This is a genomic window from Pseudomonas sp. GW821-FHT07B01, assembly GCF_059419065.1.
In genome coordinates, this window is sequence record NZ_JBWKRA010000022.1 from 1 (window position 1) to 23,168 (window position 23,168).

Below are 23,168 nucleotides of genomic sequence, written 5' to 3' on the forward strand. Positions count from 1 at the left end.
CGCGAAGGCGGCGTGTCAGTCGACATCAATATGACTGACCCACCGCTTTCGCGAGCAAGCCCGCTCCCACATTTAGGTCAGGAGGCGTCAGTTTGATAAGCGTCGTAACTGCGGCGCGTGCGCTCTATCTCTTCGACCAACCGGTCAATGCCCGCCAACCGCGCCCGGTTGTCATGATCCCAGGGATGAAAGCCCGGCTTGAAGTAATGCAGCCACGGCCGGAACATCCGTGGAAACACACCCTTGGGCCCGTACAAGAACTTCACCATGCGCCACAAGCCCTTCAGCGTAACGCCCGAAGTGCGGTCGGCAATCAACAGGCGCACGTGAAAATCCAGCACCACCACCCAGAACAGCACGCTGGTGGTCAGCATGGTGCCGGTGCGCAGCAGGTAACGTGCCGGCCCTGGCTTGATCACGGTGTTCCACACATCGAACGCCACGGCTTTGTGTTCGGTTTCTTCCAGGGCGTGCCAGTACCACATCTGCTGGTAACCCTTGAGTGAGTCGCCAAAGCGCGACGGGTCGCTCAGCAGGATTTCCGCGAGCATGGCGGTGTAGTGTTCCAGGGCGATGGTCACCGCCAGGTTGAACGATGGCGGCAGGTGTTTTTTCTGCAGGTCGAGGAAGAACTTCAAGCGTCGGTCAAGGGTGTGCGCCGGCAGGCCGGCCGCTTGCAGCAAGTCGTTATACGCCACGTGTTCACGGCTGTGCATGGCCTCCTGGCCGATAAACCCCTGGATCTCTTTTTTCAGTTCGGCATCGTCGATCTGCCCACGGTAGTGGCGCACGCTGTCCATGAAGAACAGCTCGCCCTGGGGAAACAGCAGCGACAGGGCATTGAAGAAATGGCTGACCACGGGCCCTTGTTCGTGCCAGTTCTTGATGCGCTCGGCAGGCAAGGCAAAACGGATATCGCGACGGATCGGCAACATGGTGCGTGCTCCTGTTCAGAGTCGAGGCTCGTCGTTGGTTTCAAACACCGGCGTGCGCGGTTTGGGCGCCATGCGCTTGCTGGCAAACACCACCAGCGCCTGATAGGCCGCCGGCAGGCAACGGGCGAGCAGGTCGAGGAAATAGGCATCGCGGCCAATCAGCACGCGACGCTTGTTTTTGCGTACGCCTTGCAGGATCACTTTGGCGGCCTGGTCGGCGTCGGTGATGAAGAGTTTTTCGAAATCGGCGCGGGCTTGTTGCTCGCTGTGGATGAGAAAACCGGTCATGTTCGCGTCGATGCGGCTGCTGCGGCAGATATCGGTACGAATGCCACCGGGGTGTACACAGGTGGCCGACACGCCGCAGCGTTGCAGGTCGAGTTCCTGGCGCAAGGCTTCGGTGAAGCCGCGTACCGCGAACTTTGTAGCGTTGTAGCCGCTCATGCCGGGCTGGGCGAACAGGCCGAACACGCTGGACGTATTGATGATATGCCCGTCGCCGCTGGCCTTGAGGTACGGCAGGAATGCCTTGGTGCCATGCACCACTCCCCAGAAGTTGATGCCGACGATCCATTCCAGGTCGGCGTAATCCACGCCTTCGACGGTGCTCGACAGCGCCACCCCGGCATTATTGAAGACCAGGTTGACCTTGCCGTGCTCGGCCACGCAGCGTGCTGCCCAATCGTGCATGGCCTGGCGGTCGGACACGTCCAGCACTTGGGTGGTGACAGTGACGGGCGACAAGGTCGAGGTGCGGATCAGCGCCAGGGTCTGTTCCAGGCCCTGGCTGTTTTTGTCTGCCAGCGCCAGATGACACCCTTCCCGCGCCAGGGCCAGGGCCAATGAGCGGCCCATGCCGGAAGCCGCGCCGGTGATCGCCGCAACGCGGCCGTTGAATGACTTCATGACAGGCTGCCTTCTGTGGTGGAGTGGGGCGTTGCAACCGCTCGCGGCAGGGCGGGCGCCGGCGCCTGGCTGACGCTGTAGTCTTTGAGGGCAAAATGCCGGGTGACCTGCTTGAAGCGCCAGGTCGAGCCGGGCCACAGCGTGGTGTTCTTGCCGGTGCGCGGGTCGAGGTACCAGCTCTGGCAGCCGCCGGTGTTCCAGATGGTGCGCTTGAGCTTGTCCTGCAACTGCTGGTTGTAGGCGTGCTCCACGGCGGGCTTGACCTCTACCGTGGTAAGGCGCTGGCGCTGCATGTGTTTCAGGGCGTCGAGGATGTACGCGACCTGGGCCTCGATCATCAGGATCATCGAGTTATGCCCCAGGCCAGTATTGGGGCCCACGATCAGAAACAGGTTCGGGTAGCCCGGCACGGTGGTGCCTTTGTAGGCATGGGCGCCATCGCGCCAGGCATCCATCAGGTCGGTGCCGTCACGGCCGATGATGCAGCCACGGGGCAACGGGTCGCTGGCCTGGAAACCCGTGCCGAAGATCAGGCAATCGGCGGGGTGCTTGATACCGTCGGCGGTGATCACGCCGTCGGCTTCGATGCGCAGCACGTTGTCGGTGACCACCTCGACATTGCTGCGCGAGAGTGCCGGGTAGTAATCGTTGGAAATCAGCACGCGCTTGCAGCCGATGGTGTAGTCCGGCGTCAGGGTTTTGCGCAGGGAAGGGCGGGCCACCTGTTTGCGCAGATGACGCAGGGCGATTTTCTGCACCATTTTCATCAGGCGTGGATGCAGGGCAAAGCCCACCACGCGGCCTTCCAGTGCCCAGTAAAGCGCAGCACGCACCAGCTTCTGGGTGAGCGGTACATGCTTGAACAACCAGCGCTCGGCAGCGGAAATCGGCCGATCAGGCTTGGGCATGATCCACGGCGGTGTGCGCTGGAACAGGTCCAGGTGCGCTACCTGCGGGGCGATCTGTGGCACGAACTGGATGGCGCTGGCACCGGTGCCGATCACCGCCACGCGCTTGCCCTTCAAGGAGTACTCGTGATCCCACTGCTGGGAGTGGAAGCGCTTGCCCTTGAAACTGTCCAGCCCTGGGATATCCGGCATTGCCGGGCGCGACAAGCCCCCCATTCCCGACACCAGCACCCGTGCGCTGACGTGGCGGCCGTTACTGAAGGTCAGCTGCCAGCGCTGCTGCTGTTCATCAAACACCGCACGTTGCAGGCCCATGCCAAAGCGCAGGTAGGGCGCCAGTTCGAAGCGCCTGGCGCAGTCTTCCAGATAGGCGCGGATCTCGGGTTGCGCCGCGAACTGTCGCGTCCAGTTCGGATTGGGCGCAAAGGAAAACGAATACACATGGGACTGCACGTCGCAGGCGCAACCTGGGTAGTGGTTGTCGCGCCATGTACCGCCGAGGGTCTGGGCCTGTTCGGCGATAAAGAATTCGGTGAGCCCGGCTTCCTTGAGTTTGATCGCCATGCACAGGCCCGCGAACCCGGAGCCAATGATGGCGATGTCGATTGAGTCACTGGGGGCATTCATAGGGCTGCCTCGTCAATAAAGCGCTTGGGCATCGGATGTGCTCCTGTTTTTGTTTTGTCTTTTAGATAGAACACCATTGCAAAGGAAAATTGAATTATTTATTTTAAAAAAGATTTTAAATAATCTACCTGAAAAATTCGCCTACGCTAGGGCCTTGTTGCGCATGAGCGATTTGTCCGACGGACGAACGTGGTATGCATGGAGTCTAGGTCCAGGGTGTGGACGATGGCTGGGGCCAGATCAATTCCGGTCGGGTCGCCAGCAGCAGGGAAGCAGAGGACCGAGCTATGGCTGTCGAATGGGTTGTCGCTGCGGGTGTGCTGGCGGGCGCCAGTGCTGCGTTATGGGGCTTGAGTGCCTGGATGACGCGGCGCATTGAAGCGACCGTGCCGATCAAAGGGCGTTTCGTCGAGGTGGATGGCGAGCGCTTTCATTATGTCGAAGAGGGCAAGGGCCCGCCGCTGGTGATGATTCACGGGCTGATGGGCAGCAGTCGCAACCTGACCTATGCCTTGTCCGGCAAGTTGCGTGAGCATTTTCGGGTCATCAGCCTCGACCGGCCGGGCTCAGGCTATTCCACCCGGCACAGCGGCACGCCGGCAGACTTGCCGGCCCAGGCGCGACAAATCGCGGCCTTCATCAAGACGCTGGATCTGGGCAAGCCGCTGATACTGGGGCACTCTCTGGGCGGCGCGATTGCCCTGGCGCTGGCCCTCGACCATCCTCATGCGGTGTCCGGGTTGGTGCTGGTTGCGCCCTTGACTCACCCCCAACGCATGCTGCCGCTGGTGTTTCTGTCTCTGGCCGTGCGCCCGGCCTGGCTGCGGCGCTGGGTGGCGCACACCTTGACCCTGCCCATCGGCCTGCTGACCAAAGACTCGGTGGTGAAGGGCGTATTTGCCCCCGATCCTGCGCCGCCAGACTTCGCCACCCGTGGCGGCGGTTTGCTGGGCATGCGACCCGACAATTTCTACGCCGCGTCCACCGAGATCAACCGGGTCAACGACCACCTGCCGGAGATGGTCAAGCGCTACTCCCGATTGACCCTGCCCATCGGCCTGATCTACGGGGCGCAGGACAAGGTGCTCGACTTCCAGAAACACGGCCAGGCCCTGGCCAGCAAGGTGCCAGGGCTGAAAATGCAGGTGATCGAAGGCCGTGGGCATATGTTGCCGATCACCGCCACCGAGCGCGTGGCGGCGCTGGTGGAGCAGGTGGCCAAGCGGGCTCGACCCGGCGAGAGCGTCCGTCCGTTAAACCCACCCGTCGCCCTGGCGAGCCAGTAACAGTGCCACCTGACTGCGGCGCCTGGCGTTGACGCCTGCCCTTGAGCACCTGACCAAACGGCTGAAAAGAGACTGCTCGGTCACGGAAAAAAGGGCTGGAGAAACTAGTTGACGACCTAACGATTCCGCGCTATTTATTTAAAAAAATTATTTCAATGTGTAATTTGAAATTATTTTTGAAATGCCTAAGAGCGAATAAAATAATGAAAAAAACGCCTTTTATCGCATGCATGATTTCTCGCAGCAGTCAGCGCACCGCTGCCGCATTGCCTACCGAATGTGTGCGGAGGCTGCCATGAACCAGACTCTGGCAGCTGCGACCGTGTGGGCCGACGGCAAACGCCACCTGTGGTGGCTGGGCATTATGCCGCTGGCGACGCCCTTGCTCTCCGGCGCCCTTGCCATCACCACAGGCGTGCAACAACTGTGGTGGGTGGGCGTGCTGGTGATCTTCGGCTTGATCCCGCTGATTGACGGCCTGCTCGGCGAAGACGTCAGCAACCCGCCCGAATCTGCGGTCAGCCACCTTGAATCCCAACGCTACTACCGCTGGATCGTCTACACCGGCGTGCTGTTTGTGATTGCCTCGGTGGTGATCACCGGTTGGCTCGCTGCGGGCGGTATCGACTGGATCATCAACGGCGGCCTGTTACAGGCCACGGCCACCCTGGAACCCTCGAGCTGGCTGGCCAGGACCGCCGCGTTCATCACCGCACGCACTGAACTTCACGGTGCAGTCAGCTGGTTGACGTATGTGGGCATGGCCATGTCCACCGGGGCCGCCACCGGCATTGCCATCAACACCGCCCATGAGCTGGGGCACAAACCCAAGCCCTTGGAAGTGTTCCTGGCCAAAGTCACCCTGGCGCCGACCTTCTATGGCCACTTTTACACCGAACATAACCGTGGCCATCACGTACGGGTCGCCACGCCGGAAGACCCGGCCAGCTCGCGCCTGGGTGAAAGTTTCTGGGCATTCCTGCCGCGTTCGGTGTGGTTCAGCGCTGTGTCGGCCTGGAACCTGGAGCGCGAACGCCTGCGCAAACTCGGCCTGCCGGCCCTGCACTGGAAGAACGCGGTGCTCAGCGCCTGGATGTACAGCGTGGTGTTGTGGGGCGCAATGATTGCCTGGCTGGGGGCGGCGGTAATTCCGTTCCTGATTATCCAGGGCATCTACGGGTTCTCGTTGCTGGAAGTGGTGAACTACGTCGAGCATTACGGCCTCAAGCGTCAGAAGTTGCCCAATGGCCGTTATGAACGCTGCTCGCCGCGTCACTCGTGGAACAGTAATCGAATTGTCACCAATATCTTTCTGTTCCAGTTGCAGCGGCACTCCGATCACCATGCCAACCCCACGCGTAGTTATCAGTCGCTGCGTCACTTTGATGAATCACCGCAACTTCCATATGGCTACGCCAGCATGATTGTCTGGGCTTATGTGCCGTACTTGTGGCGGCGTCGCATGGACCATCGTGTACTGAATCACTATGCCGGCGATATCAACCTGACCAATCTTCAGCCGTCAAAGCGTTTGAAGTATCTGGAGAAGTACAGCGGTAGTGCCAAGCCGTTTTGAGATGAAGTAAGCCTTCAGGGTGTACTCGGGATCTGTGTATCGCGCAGGTCCTTGTCGCCCGGCGTTTTGAGTGCAAGAACCTGGTTTGACCCTACAACAATAATTTCAAGGGAAGGACGTACACCATGCAAAGTTCTGCCAAGTTCACCGCCCACATCTTCTTGGCGGCCATGGGCCTGATTGTGTATCACCAGGCTCAGGCTGCGCGTATCGAACCCGCTGGCAGTGCCTTCACTGCCCAAGGACCTATCAGCTTTTCCAAAGGCAAGCTCATCAGTGCCGACTGCACCATCAAGGTAGCCGGCAAGGTTGCAGCCGATGGTTCATCGGTGAATGTCGACAAAGTCGAGTTCGACGGTGGCCTCAAGTGCAGCCGTGTCGAAGCCATCAACTTGCCTTGGGTGTTAATCGCCAAAGATACAAAAAGCGGCTCCATGTCGAAGATCAGCGTGGACGTGCATGCCTTTGGCCTGGGCGGCAAGTGTGGGCCGTCGACGGCCGACGGAACTTGGGATAACGCCACCGGCAAGTTGGAAGCCAGCGATGTGGCGATTGGCGAAGACTGCAAGATCAAGACGGTGTCGATCAAGATGCCGCCCAACTTCAAAGTTGTCGAATAACGCGTTCCGACTGTTGTAGCGGTAAATACATTGAAATTTGGCTGGAAAGGGAAGTTCTGCAGTTTCACCGTGACCTCTCGATCATGGCCATTACCCCTGGCGAAATGAATCGCCATAACATGTGAGGAAAAACAATGAAAAGCTTGAAAACCCTCGTTTGTGCAACTTCGTTTGCTCTGTGCTTTGGCGCTGTTTCAATGGCCAATGCGGCAACTATTGCGCCTGCCGGTAAGGGATTCACCACTGCGGGGTCCATCACGGTCACGTCGCCCGCTTCGTTGAACCTGCCGGTGACGTGCAACATCGTATTTACTGGCTCGGTCGCCGCCAACGGGGCGAGTGCCTCGATTACCGGCGCGCAGGTCAGCGGTTCCAACGCGCTCTGTGGTGTCCCTCAGTTGCTGGGCTTGCCATGGACATTGAACGTGGCAAGTGGCGGTCCTGATGCCTTCAACGGTACGGTTTCAGGTGTGAACTTCAAAATTCTCAACAACTGCTCCGCCTCGCCAGTGACCATCAATGTCGGCTTCAAAAACTCCACCAATACCCTGACCGTACCCAGCGCCCAAACGGTTGGCTCCTGCAAAATTACCGCTCTGACCGCTACCCCAAGCCCGGCCTTTACCGTGACCCCGTAAGTGCCGTGAGTGGTTGACGTGATGATCACACGTTGAAAACACCAGTGCCTCGCAAGAGGCACTGGCTGCGGGAACCCAGGTCGGGAAAACCGATCCTGGAGGATAAAAACAATAAGGAGTGGAGCATGAATAATAAGAAACAGCAGGCACGCACGTTATTGAGCCTGGCGATTCTTGGCGGCCTGATCACGGCAACGGGACACGCACACGCCGGCGGTTTTTCGACGCCGACCTTTGGTGCTCCAGGATGGGGGCGTGCCTTCGGCGGTGGCTCACTGTTCCAGAATGATCCCTCCGCGGCTTACAACAACCCGGCCGGCATGGCATTCATTGATCACACGATCTCCCAATTTACCGTCGATTACGCTCGTATCAATGTCAAATACAAGGGCACGGCGAAGGATTACGCAGGCAACGCGCCTGTGGCCGTCGACCCAACGGATTTAAGTTCTACGCCTCGCACCGGCGATGGCGGGCAAGGCGGCTTTACCGCTTGGCTCCCCACCGGCTTCATGGTGATACCGCTCAACGACCGTTTTGCGTTCGGGCTCAGCCAAGTGGTGCCGATGGGCGCACGCACGACCTGGGATGACGACTGGATCGGTCGCGACTTTGCCGTCGATACGCGCATTGAAACGGTAGGGGTGACAGGCTCCTTGTCGTTCAAGGTCAATGATGAGTTTTCGGTGGGTGCCGGCGCGATTGTCCAGCACACCAAAGGCTTTGTAAGCCAGAATCTCGACTTGTATTCCGCAGCAGCGTTGTCACCTGAAATCGGCATACCGTTCCCCTCGGGAGTGGGCTCATCGCTGATGCGGGTCAAGGTGGATAACACCTCGGTCGGCTGGTTTGCGGGCGTGGTCTGGAAACCCACCGAATTCGATACCCTGGGCTTGAATTATCACGCGAAGATCAAGAACAAACTGGAAGGCAAGTACAGCATTTATGCTGACGAGGCAAACAAGTCACTTATCGAAGGTGGCCTGCCAGCCTTGGCATACCCGGGGCTGGACCTCAACGTCAATGGTGCCAAGGCGTCAACGCAACTGGATGTGCCAGCCAACGCTTCCATCGACTGGGTCCATCAGTTCAACGATCGCCTCACGCTGGGCGCCAGCGTCACCTGGACCCAATGGTCCTCGTTCAAGGCGTTGACATTGAAGTCAGAGGGGACGCAGATCGTGTCGATTCCCTACAACTACAAGGACGCCTGGATGGTGTCGCTCGGCGGTGACTACAAATTCACCGACGACTTTACCTTCCGTGCGGGTGTCGCAACCGACCAGACGCCCACGCGCAACTCCACACGTGACCCACGTATCCCAGACGGTGACCGGATTTTCGCCTCCCTGGGGTTTGGCTACAACATTCGCGCGATTCCAGGTTTGAGTATCGACGGTGCCTACTCACGGCAATTCGTTGAGAAAGCCAAGCTCAGAACCCACAACCAGGATCGCCTGGGTGGGGCCACGCTCGATGGAAAAGCCGATGCCAAAGGCGAAGTAGTCAGTCTCTCAGCGACTTACGCGTTCTGATCCAGTGCGAGCGCAAGATGGCTTGAAGGCTGGAAGCGGGGTCGCATAGGCGACCCTGATTGATCCCATCCAATCATGACGACCGAGGCGGGCCTGTTCAGCCGCTATTTTTTCGCTCAGCGATTAAATAAAAATTTCAAAACAAAATTTGAATTTACGCTTTGAAGTTTGTAGTGTGATTTTTAGCCGCAGTTCATGTCGAGCTGCTCATGCGTTTGCCACACCCTGAATCAAGTAGAGGTATCCCCATGCTTATCTGGTTATTGGTGGGTCTCGCCGCCGCGATTACCCTGGCGTATCGACAAGGCGCCGCTACCTTGTGGCTGGGCGCTGGCCTGGTCTGGTTGGTGGTGGGTTACCTGTTCAACGCAGTGGCCGTGCCAGGCATTGCCCTGGCGGCAGTGTTGGTGGTGCTGCCCGCCTTGGTGCTGGCAATCAAACCCCTGCGCCGCAAGCTGCTGACCACCAAGGCCTTGGGCCTGTTTCGTACAATCATGCCGGCGATGTCCGATACCGAGCGTGCGGCCATCGAGTCCGGCACGGTGTGGTGGGATGCCGAGCTGTTCAGCGGCAAACCCGATTGGCAGCGTCTGCTGCAAGCCGCGCCGGCCAGCCTGAGCGCGGAGGAGCAAGCTTTCCTCGACAACGAAGTCGAAACCCTGTGCGACATCGCCAACGACTGGGAAACCACGCAAGTCTGGCAGGACATGTCCCCCGAGGGCTGGCAGTACACCAAGGAGGCCGGGTTCCTCGGCATGATCATTCCCAAGCAGTACGGCGGCAAAGGCTTCTCCCACTACGCCCATTCCCAGGTGGTGATGAAGCTGTCGACACGTTGCTCGGCGGCAGCTATTTCGGTGATGGTGCCTAACTCCCTGGGGCCGGCCGAGCTGCTGCTGCATTACGGCACCGACGCTCAGCGCAACTACTACCTGCCGCGCCTGGCACGCGGTGACGATATTCCGTGTTTCGCCCTGACCAGCCCCTATGCCGGCTCCGATGCCGGCGCGATCCCTGACCTGGGCATCGTCTGCAAAGGCATGCATGAGGGCGAGGAAGTACTGGGTTTCAAAGTGACCTGGGACAAGCGCTACATCACCCTCGGCCCGATTGCCACGGTGCTGGGCCTGGCGTTCCGCGCCGAAGACCCGCAGGGCTTGCTTGGCGCGCCTGGTTCCCTGGGCATTACCTGTGCGTTGATCCCCACCTCCCATCCAGGGGTAAACAGCGGCCGGCGTCACTGGCCGTTGAATGCGGTTTTCCAGAACGGCCCTACTACCGGCAAGGATGTGTTCATTCCCTTGGAGTGGGTGATCGGTGGTCGCGAACAAATCGGCAACGGCTGGCGCATGTTGATGGAATGCCTGGCGGCAGGCCGGGCGATTTCCCTGCCATCGGCCAACGTCGGCCTGGGTAAAGTGGCGGTGCGCGGTACCACAGCCTATGCGGCGATGCGCAAGCAATTCGGCCTGCCCATCGGCAAGTTCGAAGGTGTACAGGCGCCGCTGGCGCGCATGGCCGGGCATCTGTATGCCTGTGATGCGGTGCGCAAGGTGTCGGTGGCATCCCTGGACGCCGGCGAGAAACCGTCGGTGATCTCGGCCATTGCCAAGTACCACGTCACAGAGCGGGCGCGCATCATCGTCAACGACGGCATGGACATCGTCGCTGGCAAAGGCATCTGCATGGGCCCCAATAACTTCCTCGCCCGTGCCTACCAGCAAAGCCCCATCGCCATTACGGTGGAAGGTGCGAACATCATGACCCGCTGCCTGATCATCTTTGGCCAGGGCTTGATTCGTTGCCATCCCTACGTGTTCCGTGAGATGGAAGCGGCGCACAACCCCGACCGGCGCAAGGCCCTGGAAGACTTCGACAGCGCAATGTTTGGCCATGTGAGTTTTGTCGTGGCCAACACCGTACGCGCAGCGGTGCATGCCCTGACCGGCGGACGCCTGATTGCGGCCCCGGCCAAGACCGACTCGGCGCTGGCTGCCTACTACCGCCAGGCCAATCGGTTGTCGGTGGTGCTGGCGCTGATCTCGGATATTTCCATGGGCGTGCTGGGAGGTGCCCTCAAGCGCAAGGAAAGTATCACCGGGCGCCTGGGGGATATTTTGTCGCAGTTGTACATCCTGTCTTGCGTGCTCAAGCGCTTCGAGGATGACGGCAGGCCCCAGGCGGACTTGCCGCTGGTGCACTGGGCGGCCCAGGACGCCTTGTTGCGCGCCCACGAAGCCTTGGCCGAAGTGCTCGACAACTACCCTTCAAAACCCGCAGCAGCAGTAGTGCGCACGTTGAGTTTTCCGTTTGGCATCCCGCAGCGCAAACCGTCGGATCGCCTGTTGGCGCAGGTGGCGGAGGTGGTGCAGACCCCTGGCGAAACCCGCGACCGTTTGCTAGCCAACTCCTACATTCCCCGTCCGGAAGTCGACAAGCTGGCCTACGGCGAATTGGGTTTCCGTTTGCTGCCCCAAGTGGAGCTGATCGAGGCGCGGCTCAAACCCGCCATCAAGCAAGGTCTGCTCGGTCCGCTGCCGATCTCTGCCACCGCCTTCACCGACTGGCGCGTGAAGGCGCGGGCGCTGGATTTGATCAGCGACGACGAAGACGCCTTGCTGGCGCGCTATGTGGAATACGCCGACCACGGTATCCAGGTGGACGACTTTCCCCAGGACTTTGGTTTGCTGGAGGCCCTGCAGCAGCGTAAGCAGGCGCTCGAGCCGGTGGCCAAACGGCGCAGCGCTCCGGTCAATTAAGAGAAACCCGGTCCACCTGTGGGAGCTGGCTTGCCTGCGATGGCATCACCTCGGTTTGACTGATACACCGAGTCGTCGGCATCGCAGGCAAGCCAGCTCCCCCATTCGATCGGGTTTACAAGACAGCCATTGTGTTGTGAGTGGAACCCTCTATGAGTGACAGTTACCTTTCGTTCGTCAATTCCCCCTGGGGCCGGCGTCTGGCCCAGGCGGTCGGCTTGCCGCAACCCTTGCCCCTGCAACGGCATCGCAGCGGCCAGGCCGGCCTGGCTAATCCTGTGATCATCGCCGGGGCAGGGCGGCTGGTGGCCTCGGTGCAGCGCGTGTTCAGCGCCACCGACACCGTCGCCGCGAGCCCGGCGACGCTCAAGGCACCGTCCACGGTCAAGGTGCAAGGCGCGGTGTTCGACGCCAGCGGCGTGACCGACCTGCAGCAGCTGGATGAGCTCTACCTGTTCTTTCACAGCAATGCCAAGCGCCTCGGCCAGCATGGCCGAGTAGTGGTGCTCGGAACGGCACCCGAGCATTGCGACGACTTGCCCCAGGCCATCGCCCAACGCGCCCTTGAAGGCTTGGTGCGGTCGCTGGCCAAGGAACTGCGCCGCGCGATCACCGTGCAACTGCTGTACGTGGCGCCGGGCGCGGAAGACGCGCTGGACAGCAGCCTGGGGTTTTTCCTGTCGCGCCGTTCCGCCTATGTCTCGGGGCAGGTGGTGCGCCTGGAAAAACCGGTCGATGGCCACGCCGCCATCAACTGGGACAAACCCTTTGCCGGCAAACGTGCCCTGGTCACCGGCGCCTCCCGTGGCATCGGCCTGGCGATTGCCCAGGTGCTGGCGCGCGACGGTGCCCATGTGGTGTGTGTGGACGTGCCCCAGGCCCAGGAAGCCTTGCAGCAGGCGGCGACCAGCGTGAGCGGTTCGGCGTTGCCCCTGGATATCACCGCCGCCGACACCGCCGCGCTGTTGCAAACCCACGTCAGCCAATATGGCGCCTTTGATGTGGTGGTGCACAACGCCGGCATCACGCGCGACAAGACCATCGCCAAAATGACCGAGGGCGCCTGGCGCAGTGTCCTGGCGGTCAATCTCGAAGCGCCGTGGCAGCTCAGTGAGGCTTTGCTCGACAGTCAGGGTTTGAACCCTGGTGGGCGCATTGTGTGCGTGTCGTCGATTTCCGGTATCGCCGGCAACCTGGGGCAGAGCAACTACGCCACGTCCAAGGCCGGGGTGATCGGCTTGGTACAGGGCCTGGCGCCGCGTGCGGCAGCCCGGCAGGTCACGGTGAACGCGGTGGCACCCGGCTTTATCGAGACCCAGATGACCGCGAAGATCCCGCTGATGATCCGCGAAGCGGGGCGGCGCATGAATTCGTTGTCCCAGGGCGGGCAACCCATCGACGTGGCCGAGACCATCGCCTGGCTGGCGCATCCGGCGTCGGGCGGCGTCAATGGTCAGGTGGTGCGGGTGTGCGGCCAAAGCCTGTTGGGAGCCTGACCGATGGACTACGTGACACAGATCATCGACCCACCGCCGTCGCGCACGCAGTTGTTGCTCGACGGCCTGCGCGCCTTGCGCAAACCCAAGCCCGACGGTGCGCCGCCATTGCCCACCGCACGCCTAGTGCGCAGCGCGGTGGAGCTTTCGTCGGCCGGTATCGCCGCTTACTCACGGGCGTGTAGTTTTCGTCGCGAGCAGGGCGTGCCATTGTCCTATCCCCATGTGCTGGCGTTCCCACTGCACCTCATGCTGCTGACTCGGCCAAGCTTTCCGTACCCGGCCAGTGGCATGGTGCACCTGGCCAATCGTATTCGTCAGCACCAGCGCTTGTACGAGGGTCAGGCGTTGCGCCTGGAGGTGTATTGCGAGCGCTGGGTGGCCCATCCCAAAGGGCAGGCGTTGAGCATTGCTACCCGTGCCTACAGCCAGGAAACCCTGGTGTGGGAAAGCGATAGCCTGTATTTGCGCCGTGACGTCAGCAATCCGGTGGGTGAACCCTGGAATGACCCTCTGCCACTGCAGGAAGATGGCCTGTTACGCACCCAGCGCTGGGTACTGCCCGCCGACCTGGGGCGACGCTTTGCCAAGGTCTCGGGGGATTTCAATCCCATTCACACGTCGGTCATCGGTGCCAGGCTCTTCGGCTTTCGTCGCGCCATCGCCCATGGCATGTGGACCCTGGGCCGCGCATTGGCAGCGCAACAGCCGCCCGGTGGCCTGGACCAGGCCGAGGCACATTGCGACTTCAAATTGCCGATCTTCCTGCCCGGCCAGGTCGCCCTGTGGCGCCATCCGGCGAGCGGGCCACGGCGCGAGTTCGAAGTGCGCAATTTTGTCGGGGACAAGCCCCATATGCGCGGGCTATTCATTTGGAAAGAGAGCCAGCAATGAGTGACTACAGTTTTACCCCGGCCCCGACCCGCCGCGTGGCGATTATCGGCGGCAACCGTATTCCATTTGCGCGCTCCAACACGGTGTATGCCCACGACAGTAACCAGGACCTGCTGGTCGCCGCCCTGCAAGGATTGGTGGAGCGCTACAACCTGCACGGCCAACGCCTGGGTGAGTTTGCTGCCGGAGCGGTGATCAAGCACTCGCGGGATTTCAACCTGGCCCGCGAGGCGCTGTTGTCCACCACGTTGTCTGCGCAAACCCCTGCCTATGATGTGCAACAAGCCTGTGGCACAGGGCTTGAAGCTGCGCTGCTGGTGGCGAATAAAATCGCCCTCGGCCAGATCGAAGTGGGCGTTGCCGGTGGTGCCGACACCACCTCCGACGCGCCCATTGGCATCAACGAATCCTTGCGCCATACCTTGCTCGCGGCCAATCGCGCCAAAAGCCTGGGCGACAAGCTCAAGGCCTTGATGAAAGTGCGCCCATCGATGCTGTTCAAACCATTGCTGCCGCGCAATGGCGAGCCGCGCACCGGGCTGTCCATGGGCGAGCACTGCGAAGAAATGGCCAAGCGCTGGCAGATCAAACGCCTGGCCCAGGACGAGCTGACCCTCACCAGCCACCAGCGCCTGGATGCGGCTTATAAACGTGGCTTCTTCGACGACCTGATCAGCCCCCACCGCGGCTTGGCCCGTGACAACAACTTGCGTGCCGATATCAGCCTGGAAAAGCTCGCCGGCTTGTCGCCGGCCTTCGACCGCCAGAACGGCACGCTCACCGCCGGCAACTCCACGCCCCTGACCGATGGCGCCTCGGTGGTACTGCTGGCCAGTGAAGAATGGGCCGCCGCCCATGGCTGGCCGGTGTTGGCCTACTTGCGCACGGGCGAAACGGCTGCGGTGAATTTTGTCGACGGCACCGAGGGCCTGCTGATGGCGCCGGCTTACGCCGTGCCACGCATGCTTGCGCGGGAAGGCTTGAGGTTTGCCGACTTCGATTTCTTCGAGATCCACGAAGCGTTCGCCGCCCAGGTGCTGTGCACGCTCAAGGCCTGGGAAGACCCGCAGTATTGCCGCGAGCGACTCGGCCTTGACGCCCCCCTGGGCGCCATCGACCGGGCCAAGATGAACGTCAACGGCGGCTCACTGGGTTGCGGCCATCCCTTTGCGGCCACCGGTGGCCGGCAGCTGGCGGCGCTGGCCAAGGCTATCCATGAACGCGGTGGCGGTCGCGGCCTGATCTCGATCTGCGCGGCGGGTGGGTTGGGCATCACCGCCATCGTCGAAAAGTAGCGCTATCAAAAACAACAATAAGGACACTGCGATGAACGCGATCAGCCTGGAACACACCGAACGCATCTGGTTGAACACATACCTGCCTGGCGTGCCGGCGGATATAGAGGCCGGGATTGAGGACTACCCGTCGTTGCGCGAAGTGTTCCTTGAGCACCTGGAAAAATTCCGTGAGCGGGTGGCCTACGTCAGCATCGGTACTGAAATGACCTATGCCGATTGGCGCACCCAGGGCATTGCCTTTGCCGCCTGGCTGCAGGACCAGGGCGTGAAGAAGGGCGATCGCGTGGCCCTGATGATGCCCAACTGCTTGCAGTACCCGATCTGCCTGCTGGGCACGATCCTGGCCGGGGCAGTGGTGGTCAACGTCAACCCGTTGTATACCGCCCACGAGCTCAAGCACCTGCTCAAGGACAGTGGCGCCGAAACCGTGGTGATCTTCGAAAACTTCGCGCATACCCTGGAAAAAGCCATGGTCGGCAGCAGCGTCAAGCGTGTGGTGGTCGCGGCGATCGGTGACTTGCTGGGCACCTTCAAGGGCGCGGCAATGAACTTCATCCTGCGCAGCGTGCAGAAGCAGGTACCAGCCTTCAGGCTGCCCGGTTCGCTGCGTTTCAACCAAGTGCTCAAACAGGGCAGGGCCATGCACCATTTACCGGTCAGCCTGCACCGCGATGAACTGGCCTTTCTGCAATACACCGGCGGCACCACCGGCGATGCCAAGGGCGTGATGCTCAGCCATCGCAATATCATTGCCAACCTGCTGCAAGCCAAGGCCTGGGTCGGTGATCAGTTAAACCTGCACAAGCAGGAAACCAACGTGACCTTGCTGCCGCTGTACCACATCTTCTCACTGACGGTGAACTGCCTGATGTTCATGTGCCTGGGCGGGCGCAATATCCTCATCGCCAACCCTCGGGACGTGAAGCGCGTGCAGATGATCCTGCGCAAGGAACGCTTCAATGGCATTGCCGGGGTGAACACGCTGTTCAATGGCTTGCTGGAAAACAAGGAGTTCTGTGCACGGGACTTTTCCGACCTGCGCCTGGTGATTGCTGGCGGCATGGCCACCCACACCGCGGTGGCCAAGCGCTGGAAGGAAGTAACCGGGCTGCCGATCATCGAAGGCTACGGGCTGACCGAATGCTCGCCCGTGGTGAGCATCAGCCCCATTGATATTTCCCGCATGCGCGAGATGGAATTCACCGGCAGCATTGGCGTGCCATTGCCCTCTACCTGGGTGCGCTTCGTACGCGAAGACGGCGAACTGGCGGATATCGGCGAGCAGGGCGAGTTGCAAGTACGTGGGCCGCAAGTGATGCAGGGCTACTGGCAACGGCCGAAGGAAACCGCCGAGGTGCTGGATGCCGAGGGCTGGCTGTCTACCGGGGATATCGGCGTGATGGACGCACGCGGGTATATCCGCCTGGTGGACCGCAAGAAGGACATGATCCTGGTCTCGGGCTTCAACGTGTACCCCAATGAAATCGAGGACGTGGTGGCTATGCACCCTGGGGTCGCCGAAGTGGCCGCCATTGGTGTGGAAGATGCGGTGACCGGGGAGAAAGTCAAGATCATCGTCGTGCGCAAGGACCCGAGCCTGACACAGGAGCAGATTCTTGCTCACTGCCGAGAGTACCTGACGGGGTACAAGCTGCCAAAGTATGTGGAGTTTCGCACCACGGAACTGCCCAAGACCACGGTGGGCAAAGTGCTGCGTCGGGCCTTGCGCTGATTGAATGGTTCAGATGACCAAATGTGGGAGCGGGCTTGCTCGCGAAAGCGGCGGTTCAGGCACTGAATGTGCCGACTGACACAGCGTATTCGCGAGCAAGCCCGCTCCCACTGTTTAAACCGTGCCCACTTTCACCCAGCGTTCCTCAAGGGCGGCCACTCGAATCGCCGTCGCCAACCGCTCCACCTCCCAAGCAGCCTCAAAGTCCGTCCCCTGGGCCCCTTGGCCGGCCAGGGCCATGATCAACTCGTGCACTTCCAACGTCTTCAATTCGTTGTAACCCAACTGGTGCCCCGCCGCCGGGCTGAATGCCGCATAGCCGGGCAGGGCAGGGCCAGCCAGCACGCGTTGGAAGCCGTCCTGGCCGATGCGGTACAGGCGCAGTTCATTCAAGCGTTCCTGGTCAAACGCCAGCGTGCCTTGGGTGCCGCTGATCTCGAAACTCAGATGGTTCTTATAGCCGTGCTTGAGCCAACTGCTGCTCACCGTGCCACGGGCGCCGTTGGCGAAGCGCAACAGGGCATGCACCTGGTCATCCACGGCAATGGCTTTTGAGGTTGGGCTGCCGGCAGTGGTGGGGCGCTGGCCGTGCACGGTCTGGGTGTCGGCACAGACATGAGTGACCTCGCCCAGCAGATAGCGGGCCATCGACAGCAAATGGCTGCCCAGGTCAGCCAGGGCGCCGCCAGCGTGCTCCACTTCGCAGCGCCACGACCAAGGGGAGGCCGGGTCGGCCATGAAGTCTTCGCTGAACTCACCCTGGAAGCTGATGAGTTGGCCCAGTTCGCCTTGGGCGATCATCTGCCGCGCCAACACGATCATCGGGTTGTGCTGGTAGTTGTAACCCACCCGCGTTACCACTCCGGCGGTATGGGCGGCGCGGCGCATAGCGTCGGCTTGTTCAAGGCTGACGGCCAGGGGTTTCTCGCAATACACCGCTTTACCCGCCGCAATCGCGGCCATGGCCATGGGGTAATGCAAGTGGTTGGGGGTGGTGATAGCCACGACATCGACCTTGGGGTCATTGATCAACGCTTGCCAGTCGCCATGGGCCTGGGCAAACCCCCAGGCGCTGGCGCAACGCTGGGCGCGTTCGGTGTCGGCATCGGCCAGGGCGGCCAGCTTGAGCTGCACGGGTAGTTCAAATACCGCTCGAGCGTTGTTGAACGCCAGCGCGTGGGCGCGGCCCATGAAGCCTGTGCCGATCAAGCCGATTCCGAGTTCACGCATCGTCGTGGTCCTTTGGATTATTGTTTTCAGGAACGTCATTAATGGAATAAAAATTCGCTAAATTCAATAGATGGAATAAAAATTCATTCTCCCTGATCATTCCCACGCTCCGCGTGGGAATGCCTCACTGGACGCTCTGCGTCTGTCTTCAGCGTCGTGACGCGGAGCGTCACAGGCTGCATTCCCACGCGGAGCGTGGGAACGATCACCATCATCACCTGCTCACCATTTGATCAGTGGCCGTTCGACTTTTGTGCGACTCCAGCCATTTCTGAACATGCAGTCCTTGATCAGCGTTTCCCGAGGCAGGCGGTTTTTATCCGTATAGCTGTACTCGGTGTCCGTCTGTTCGTTCTTTTTTTTGCAGGTGCTGTCGCTACTTGAGCAGGTTGAGCGTGTGGACGTTGCCGAAGCCCTTACATTATTCGGGGGGAGCGCTCGTAGCGCATCCGCTTCACACGCGGCCTCCTGATGCTTACGTTGCTCGCGGGAAGCGTCAGCCTTGACCCATGTGCGGTCGTAGGTCGTACAGGAAACCAGGAGCAGGCAAGAAACTAATAGGGTTAGGGCGTTGGCTTTCATGGTTGTCGCGTCCGTATGGCAAGATTTGAGCGACGATTGTGGTTCAGCTCGCAAACGGCCAGCCAGTAAGCCGTTTCCGAATATGCCTGCCGAAATTTCCGCTATTACAGGTTAAAACGCCATCATTGCGCCGAATGCTCGGCTATTCAGCCTTCGCTTTGCGGCTATCAGTTAACAAAAGATAACGTAGCGCCGATTGTCAGACGATTCCAAAGCCCGATAGGATGGCCTCTGCTTCCTCCAGGCGCTCTAGATTGCAGGTTTCAAGGTCCTGGAACAGAAGACGACCTAACAATAATAAATGGGAGAAAGGTCTATGAGTGAGCCTGTCATGGGTTGGGTTGTTTGCCGCCCACGCGCCGCACGCAGGGTTGCGTTGCTGGCCACAGCGCTCTCGCTGCTCGCTGGCAGCGCATTGTCGCTGCCGGTTCTGGCTGCCAGCGATACCCCCGCCGCCGCAGTCTTTGCAATTGAATCCCCCAGGGCCGCCAAAGGCTTGATGATCGACGTGGTTCACGCAGGCAAGCGCCTGGTGGCGGTCGGTGATCGTGGGCATATCCTCTATTCCGATGACCAGGGCAACACCTGGACCCAAGCCAAAGTGCCCACTCGGCAACTGCTCACGGCGGTGTTTTTCGTCGATGACCAGCACGGCTGGGCCGTCGGCCATGATGCGCAGATTCTTGCTAGTACCGATGGCGGCGCCACGTGGACCCAGCAATATCAAGACCTCAAGCGCGAAGCACCGTTGCTCGATGTGTGGTTCAACGACGCCAACCACGGCCTGGCCGTGGGCGCCTACGGTGCGCTGATCGAAACCACCGACGGCGGCAAAACCTGGAACGATGTCAGCGAGCGTCTCGACAACGAAGACCAGTACCACCTCAACGCCATCGCCCAGGTCAAGGGCGCCGGCCTGTTTATCGTCGGTGAGCAAGGCAGCATGTTTCGCTCCAGCGACGACGGCCAGACCTGGGAAAAACTCGAAGGCCCCTACGAGGGTTCGCTGTTTGGCGTGATCAGCACCGCACAGCCGCAAACCCTGCTGGCGTATGGGTTGCGCGGCAACCTCTACCGCTCCACCGATTTCGGCAGCACCTGGGAGCAGGTCCAGTTGAACGCGGCGCGTGGCGCGTTGGAGTTTGGCCTGTCGGGGGCGACCTTGCTGGAGGACGGTTCCATTGTTGTGGTCGGCAACGGCGGCAGCGTGGTGGTCAGCCATGACGACGGCCAGACCTTCAGTGTGTTCAATCGCCCGGACCGCATTTCACTCTCAGCGGTCACGGCAGCAGGCAATGGCAATTTGGTCCTCGCGGGGCAGGGTGGCGTGCGGGTTGCCACCTCGGCCGGCGCAGAGCTCTCAAAATAATAAGAAGGCGGGGATTCAATGAGCAGTCATCACAACGATAAAGCGACCTTTCTTGAGCGTCTGATCTTCAACAATCGCCCGGCGGTGATCGTCATCTGCCTGCTGGTGAGTATCTTCCTGTTCTGGCAGGCGACCTTGATTCGCCCGTCCACCAGCTTTGAAAAGATGATCCCCCTCAAGCACCCCTTCATTGAAAAGATGATGGAGCACCGCAACGACCTAGCCAACCTGGGCAACACCGTGCGTATTTCGGTAGAGGCCAAGGACGGCGACATCTTCACTAAGGAGTACATGGAGACCCTGCGCCAGATCCACGACGAGGTGTTCTACATCTCTGGTGTGGACCGCTCGGGCCTCAAGTCGCTGTGGAGCCCCAGCGTGCGCTGGACCGAGGTGACCGAAGAAGGGTTTGCCGGCGGGGAAGTGATCCCGCAGAGCTACAACGGTTCGCCGCAGAGCCTCGACCAGTTGCGCAATAACGTGCTCAAGTCCGGCCAGGTCGGGCGGCTGGTGGCCAATGACTTCAAGTCGAGCATCGTTGATATCCCGCTGTTGGAGTCCTACCCGGACCCGCAGGACCAGGGCAAGTTGCTGGCCCTGGACTACCGCAAGTTCTCCCATGAACTGGAAGACAAGATCCGCGACAAGTTCGAAACCCAGAACCCCAACGTCAAGATTCATATTGTCGGCTTTGCCAAAAAGGTCGGCGACCTGATCGATGGCCTGGTGATGGTGGTGCTGTTCTTCGGCGTTGCGTTCGTCATCACCCTGATTCTGCTGCTGTGGTTCACCAACTGCCTGCGCAGCACCATCGCGGTGTTGAGCACGACATTGGTGGCGGTGGTCTGGCAACTGGGGTTGATGCACTTCTTCGGTTTCGGACTGGACCCGTATTCAATGCTGGTGCCGTTCCTGATCTTCGCCATCGGCATTTCCCATGGCGTGCAAAAGATCAACGGCATTGCCCTGCAATCCAGCGAGGCAGACAACGCCCTGACCGCTGCGCGGCGCACCTTCCGGCAACTGTTCCTGCCGGGGATGATCGCCATTCTGGCGGATGCGGTGGGCTTCATCACGCTACTGATCATCGACATCGGCGTGATCCGCGAACTGGCTATTGGCGCGTCCATCGGCGTGGCGGTGATCGTGTTCACCAACCTGATCCTGCTGCCGGTCGCGATTTCCTACGTGGGCATCAGCAAGCGTGCCATCGCCAAGAGCAAGAAAGACGCGAACCGCGAACACAGCTTCTGGCGTCTGCTGTCCAAATTCGCCAGCCCGAAAGTCGCGCCGGTTTCGGTGTTCCTGGCGTTGATCGCCTTTGGTGGCGGCCTCTGGTACAGCCAGAACCTGAAGATCGGCGACCTGGACCAAGGCGCACCGGAACTTCGCCCGGATTCGCGCTACAACAAGGACAACAACTTCATCATCAGCAATTACTCCACCAGCTCCGACGTGTTGGTGGTGATGGTCAAGACCAAGGCCGAAGGCTGCTCGCGCTATGAAGCCATGGCGCCCATCGACCAGTTGATGTGGAAGATGCAGAACACCGAGGGCGTGCAGTCGGCGATCTCGTTGGTGACCGTGTCCAAGCAAATGATCAAGGGCATGAACGAAGGCAACCTGAAATGGGAAACCCTATCGCGCAACCCGGATGTGCTGAACAACTCCATCGCCCGTGCCGATGGCTTGTACAACAACAATTGCTCCCTGGCGCCAGTGTTGGTGTTCCTCAACGACCACAAGGCCGAAACCCTCGACCGCGCCGTGCATGCGGTGCAGGACTTCGCCAAGGAAAACAACAAGGACGGCCTGGAATTCATCCTCGCAGCGGGTAATGCCGGGATCGAAGCGGCCACCAACGAGGTGATCAAGGAGTCGGAGCTGATTATCCTGATCCTGGTGTACCTGTGCGTGGCGACCATGTGCATGATCACCTTCCGCTCCTGGGCGGCGACCCTGTGCATCGTGTTGCCGCTGGTGCTGACCTCGGTATTGGGCAACGCGCTGATGGCGTTCATGGGCATTGGTGTCAAGGTCGCGACCTTGCCGGTGGTCGCTCTGGGCGTGGGGATTGGCGTGGACTATGGCATCTACATCTACAGCCGCCTGGAAAGCTTCCTGCGCGCCGGCCTGCCGCTACAAGAGGCGTACTACCAGACGCTGAAATCCACCGGCAAGGCCGTGCTGTTCACCGGCCTGTGCCTGGCCATCGGCGTGTGCACCTGGATATTCTCGGCCATCAAGTTCCAGGCCGACATGGGTTTGATGTTGACCTTCATGTTGCTGTGGAACATGTTCGGCGCGCTGTGGCTGTTGCCGGCGCTGGCGCGATTCCTGATCAAGCCTGAGAAGCTGGCAGGGCAGAAGGGCAACTCGTTGTTCGCGCATTGATCCTGCTCCCAAAAGGCGGGAGCGGGCTTGCCTGCGATAGGCATAGGTATCTACACAACGTTGGCGCAAAGCTGGACCTGTGGCGAGGGAGCTTGCTCCCGTGACGGCCTGACAGCCGAAGCTGATCCAACTGACGCACCGTGCCAAGTGTGGGAGCTGGCTTGCCTGCGAAGACGGCCTGGCAGCCAACTGGGATGTTGGATCAGAGCGCCTACATGTCTGATACCGCAGGAATGGATATTTACCCGGTATAACTGCGTCGGCCGTCAGGCCGCCATCGCAGGCAAGCCAGTTCCCACAGTTTGATCGTGGGGGTGTCAGGTAGGCGGGCGTTGGCTGTCAGGCCGTCACGGGAGCAAGCTCCCTCGCCACAAGTTTAGCGT

17 protein-coding genes are annotated in these 23,168 nt (G+C 60.5%); 12 read left to right on the forward strand and 5 right to left on the reverse strand.

Features of this window, described 5'->3' with window-relative positions:
- Window positions 1-77: 77 nt before the first annotated feature.
- Genes AC07S6_RS21310 through AC07S6_RS21320 form a run of 3 tightly spaced genes read right to left on the reverse strand, consistent with a single transcriptional unit; the run spans window position 78 to window position 3,376 of the window.
- A complete protein-coding gene (locus tag AC07S6_RS21310) occupies window positions 78-935 on the reverse strand; it encodes a metal-dependent hydrolase (RefSeq protein WP_495112976.1) in 858 nt (285 codons plus the stop codon).
- Window positions 936-950: 15 nt separating this feature from the next.
- A complete protein-coding gene (locus tag AC07S6_RS21315) occupies window positions 951-1,841 on the reverse strand; it encodes an SDR family NAD(P)-dependent oxidoreductase (RefSeq protein WP_020301543.1) in 891 nt (296 codons plus the stop codon).
- Entirely contained in the window at window positions 1,838-3,376 is a 1,539-nt protein-coding gene (locus tag AC07S6_RS21320) for a flavin-containing monooxygenase (protein WP_495112977.1), read from the reverse strand. Before AC07S6_RS21320 ends, AC07S6_RS21315 begins: the two co-directional genes overlap by 4 nt.
- Window positions 3,377-3,663: 287 nt before the next feature.
- On the opposite strand from AC07S6_RS21320, the gene AC07S6_RS21325 reads away from it, so the two are divergent.
- The 10 genes from AC07S6_RS21325 to AC07S6_RS21370 all read left to right on the forward strand — a co-directional run bounded on the left by AC07S6_RS21325 (window position 3,664) and on the right by AC07S6_RS21370 (window position 17,210).
- Complete coding sequence (locus tag AC07S6_RS21325; protein ID WP_495112978.1) at window positions 3,664-4,662, forward strand: alpha/beta fold hydrolase; 999 nt, start codon at window positions 3,664-3,666, stop codon at window positions 4,660-4,662.
- A gap of 295 nt (window positions 4,663-4,957) precedes the next feature.
- Entirely contained in the window at window positions 4,958-6,238 is a 1,281-nt protein-coding gene (locus AC07S6_RS21330; protein ID WP_019820221.1) for an alkane 1-monooxygenase, read from the forward strand.
- 125 nt (window positions 6,239-6,363) lie between these two features.
- Window positions 6,364-6,858 carry an alkane oxidation protein activator PraA gene (praA, locus tag AC07S6_RS21335; RefSeq protein ID WP_047710679.1) on the forward strand — a complete coding sequence of 165 codons (495 nt, stop codon included), beginning with the start codon at window positions 6,364-6,366 and terminating at the stop codon, window positions 6,856-6,858.
- Between the two features lie 134 nt (window positions 6,859-6,992).
- Complete coding sequence (gene praB, locus AC07S6_RS21340) at window positions 6,993-7,496, forward strand: alkane oxidation protein activator PraB (RefSeq protein WP_034126044.1); 504 nt, start codon at window positions 6,993-6,995, stop codon at window positions 7,494-7,496.
- A 125-nt stretch (window positions 7,497-7,621) separates the two neighbouring features.
- Window positions 7,622-9,031: an outer membrane protein transport protein gene (locus AC07S6_RS21345; RefSeq protein WP_060764225.1), complete on the forward strand. Its 1,410-nt coding sequence runs from the start codon at window positions 7,622-7,624 to the stop codon at window positions 9,029-9,031.
- A gap of 248 nt (window positions 9,032-9,279) precedes the next feature.
- Window positions 9,280-11,790 carry an acyl-CoA dehydrogenase gene (locus tag AC07S6_RS21350; protein WP_495112979.1) on the forward strand — a complete coding sequence of 837 codons (2,511 nt, stop codon included), beginning with the start codon at window positions 9,280-9,282 and terminating at the stop codon, window positions 11,788-11,790.
- 152 nt (window positions 11,791-11,942) lie between these two features.
- Window positions 11,943-13,286: a 3-oxoacyl-ACP reductase gene (locus AC07S6_RS21355; RefSeq protein ID WP_336826387.1), complete on the forward strand. Its 1,344-nt coding sequence runs from the start codon at window positions 11,943-11,945 to the stop codon at window positions 13,284-13,286.
- Between the two features lie 3 nt (window positions 13,287-13,289).
- Complete coding sequence (locus tag AC07S6_RS21360; RefSeq protein WP_495112980.1) at window positions 13,290-14,180, forward strand: MaoC/PaaZ C-terminal domain-containing protein; 891 nt, start codon at window positions 13,290-13,292, stop codon at window positions 14,178-14,180.
- Window positions 14,177-15,475: an acetyl-CoA C-acetyltransferase gene (locus AC07S6_RS21365; protein ID WP_020301535.1), complete on the forward strand. Its 1,299-nt coding sequence runs from the start codon at window positions 14,177-14,179 to the stop codon at window positions 15,473-15,475. Before AC07S6_RS21360 ends, AC07S6_RS21365 begins: the two co-directional genes overlap by 4 nt.
- Window positions 15,476-15,506: 31 nt before the next feature.
- On the forward strand, window positions 15,507-17,210 hold the full coding sequence (locus tag AC07S6_RS21370; RefSeq protein ID WP_130175682.1) for an AMP-binding protein: 1,704 nt from the start codon (window positions 15,507-15,509) through the stop codon (window positions 17,208-17,210).
- A 114-nt stretch (window positions 17,211-17,324) separates the two neighbouring features.
- On the opposite strand, the gene AC07S6_RS21375 is transcribed toward AC07S6_RS21370, so the two are convergent.
- Together AC07S6_RS21375 and AC07S6_RS21380 are read right to left on the reverse strand one after the other, a co-directional pair.
- Window positions 17,325-18,440 (reverse strand): Gfo/Idh/MocA family protein, encoded by a 1,116-nt coding sequence (locus tag AC07S6_RS21375; RefSeq protein ID WP_495112981.1) that lies wholly within the window; start codon window positions 18,438-18,440, stop codon window positions 17,325-17,327.
- Between the two features lie 222 nt (window positions 18,441-18,662).
- Window positions 18,663-19,022 carry a hypothetical protein gene (locus tag AC07S6_RS21380; RefSeq protein ID WP_495112982.1) on the reverse strand — a complete coding sequence of 120 codons (360 nt, stop codon included), beginning with the start codon at window positions 19,020-19,022 and terminating at the stop codon, window positions 18,663-18,665.
- A 331-nt stretch (window positions 19,023-19,353) separates the two neighbouring features.
- Here AC07S6_RS21380 and AC07S6_RS21385 point away from each other — a divergent pair, with 331 nt between their 5' ends.
- Window positions 19,354-20,391, forward strand: a complete 1,038-nt coding sequence (locus AC07S6_RS21385; protein ID WP_197884091.1) for a WD40/YVTN/BNR-like repeat-containing protein — start codon at window positions 19,354-19,356, stop codon at window positions 20,389-20,391.
- 18 nt (window positions 20,392-20,409) lie between these two features.
- Window positions 20,410-22,785 (forward strand): efflux RND transporter permease subunit, encoded by a 2,376-nt coding sequence (locus AC07S6_RS21390; protein WP_133633834.1) that lies wholly within the window; start codon window positions 20,410-20,412, stop codon window positions 22,783-22,785.
- Window positions 22,786-23,168 lie beyond the last annotated feature (383 nt).

What these genes read in the sequence shown, in the direction of transcription:
- AC07S6_RS21310 (WP_495112976.1), bottom strand. Translation starts at nt 935, where the DNA reads ATGTTGCCGATCCGTCGCGATATCCGTTTTGCCTTGCCTGCCGAGCGC.
- AC07S6_RS21315 (WP_020301543.1), bottom strand. Translation starts at nt 1,841, where the DNA reads ATGAAGTCATTCAACGGCCGCGTTGCGGCGATCACCGGCGCGGCTTCC.
- AC07S6_RS21320 (WP_495112977.1), bottom strand. Translation starts at nt 3,376, where the DNA reads ATGAATGCCCCCAGTGACTCAATCGACATCGCCATCATTGGCTCCGGG.
- AC07S6_RS21325 (WP_495112978.1), top strand. Translation starts at nt 3,664, where the DNA reads ATGGCTGTCGAATGGGTTGTCGCTGCGGGTGTGCTGGCGGGCGCCAGT.
- AC07S6_RS21330 (WP_019820221.1), top strand. Translation starts at nt 4,958, where the DNA reads ATGAACCAGACTCTGGCAGCTGCGACCGTGTGGGCCGACGGCAAACGC.
- praA (WP_047710679.1), top strand. Translation starts at nt 6,364, where the DNA reads ATGCAAAGTTCTGCCAAGTTCACCGCCCACATCTTCTTGGCGGCCATG.
- praB (WP_034126044.1), top strand. Translation starts at nt 6,993, where the DNA reads ATGAAAAGCTTGAAAACCCTCGTTTGTGCAACTTCGTTTGCTCTGTGC.
- AC07S6_RS21345 (WP_060764225.1), top strand. Translation starts at nt 7,622, where the DNA reads ATGAATAATAAGAAACAGCAGGCACGCACGTTATTGAGCCTGGCGATT.
- AC07S6_RS21350 (WP_495112979.1), top strand. Translation starts at nt 9,280, where the DNA reads ATGCTTATCTGGTTATTGGTGGGTCTCGCCGCCGCGATTACCCTGGCG.
- AC07S6_RS21355 (WP_336826387.1), top strand. Translation starts at nt 11,943, where the DNA reads ATGAGTGACAGTTACCTTTCGTTCGTCAATTCCCCCTGGGGCCGGCGT.
- AC07S6_RS21360 (WP_495112980.1), top strand. Translation starts at nt 13,290, where the DNA reads ATGGACTACGTGACACAGATCATCGACCCACCGCCGTCGCGCACGCAG.
- AC07S6_RS21365 (WP_020301535.1), top strand. Translation starts at nt 14,177, where the DNA reads ATGAGTGACTACAGTTTTACCCCGGCCCCGACCCGCCGCGTGGCGATT.
- AC07S6_RS21370 (WP_130175682.1), top strand. Translation starts at nt 15,507, where the DNA reads ATGAACGCGATCAGCCTGGAACACACCGAACGCATCTGGTTGAACACA.
- AC07S6_RS21375 (WP_495112981.1), bottom strand. Translation starts at nt 18,440, where the DNA reads ATGCGTGAACTCGGAATCGGCTTGATCGGCACAGGCTTCATGGGCCGC.
- AC07S6_RS21380 (WP_495112982.1), bottom strand. Translation starts at nt 19,022, where the DNA reads ATGAAAGCCAACGCCCTAACCCTATTAGTTTCTTGCCTGCTCCTGGTT.
- AC07S6_RS21385 (WP_197884091.1), top strand. Translation starts at nt 19,354, where the DNA reads ATGGGTTGGGTTGTTTGCCGCCCACGCGCCGCACGCAGGGTTGCGTTG.
- AC07S6_RS21390 (WP_133633834.1), top strand. Translation starts at nt 20,410, where the DNA reads ATGAGCAGTCATCACAACGATAAAGCGACCTTTCTTGAGCGTCTGATC.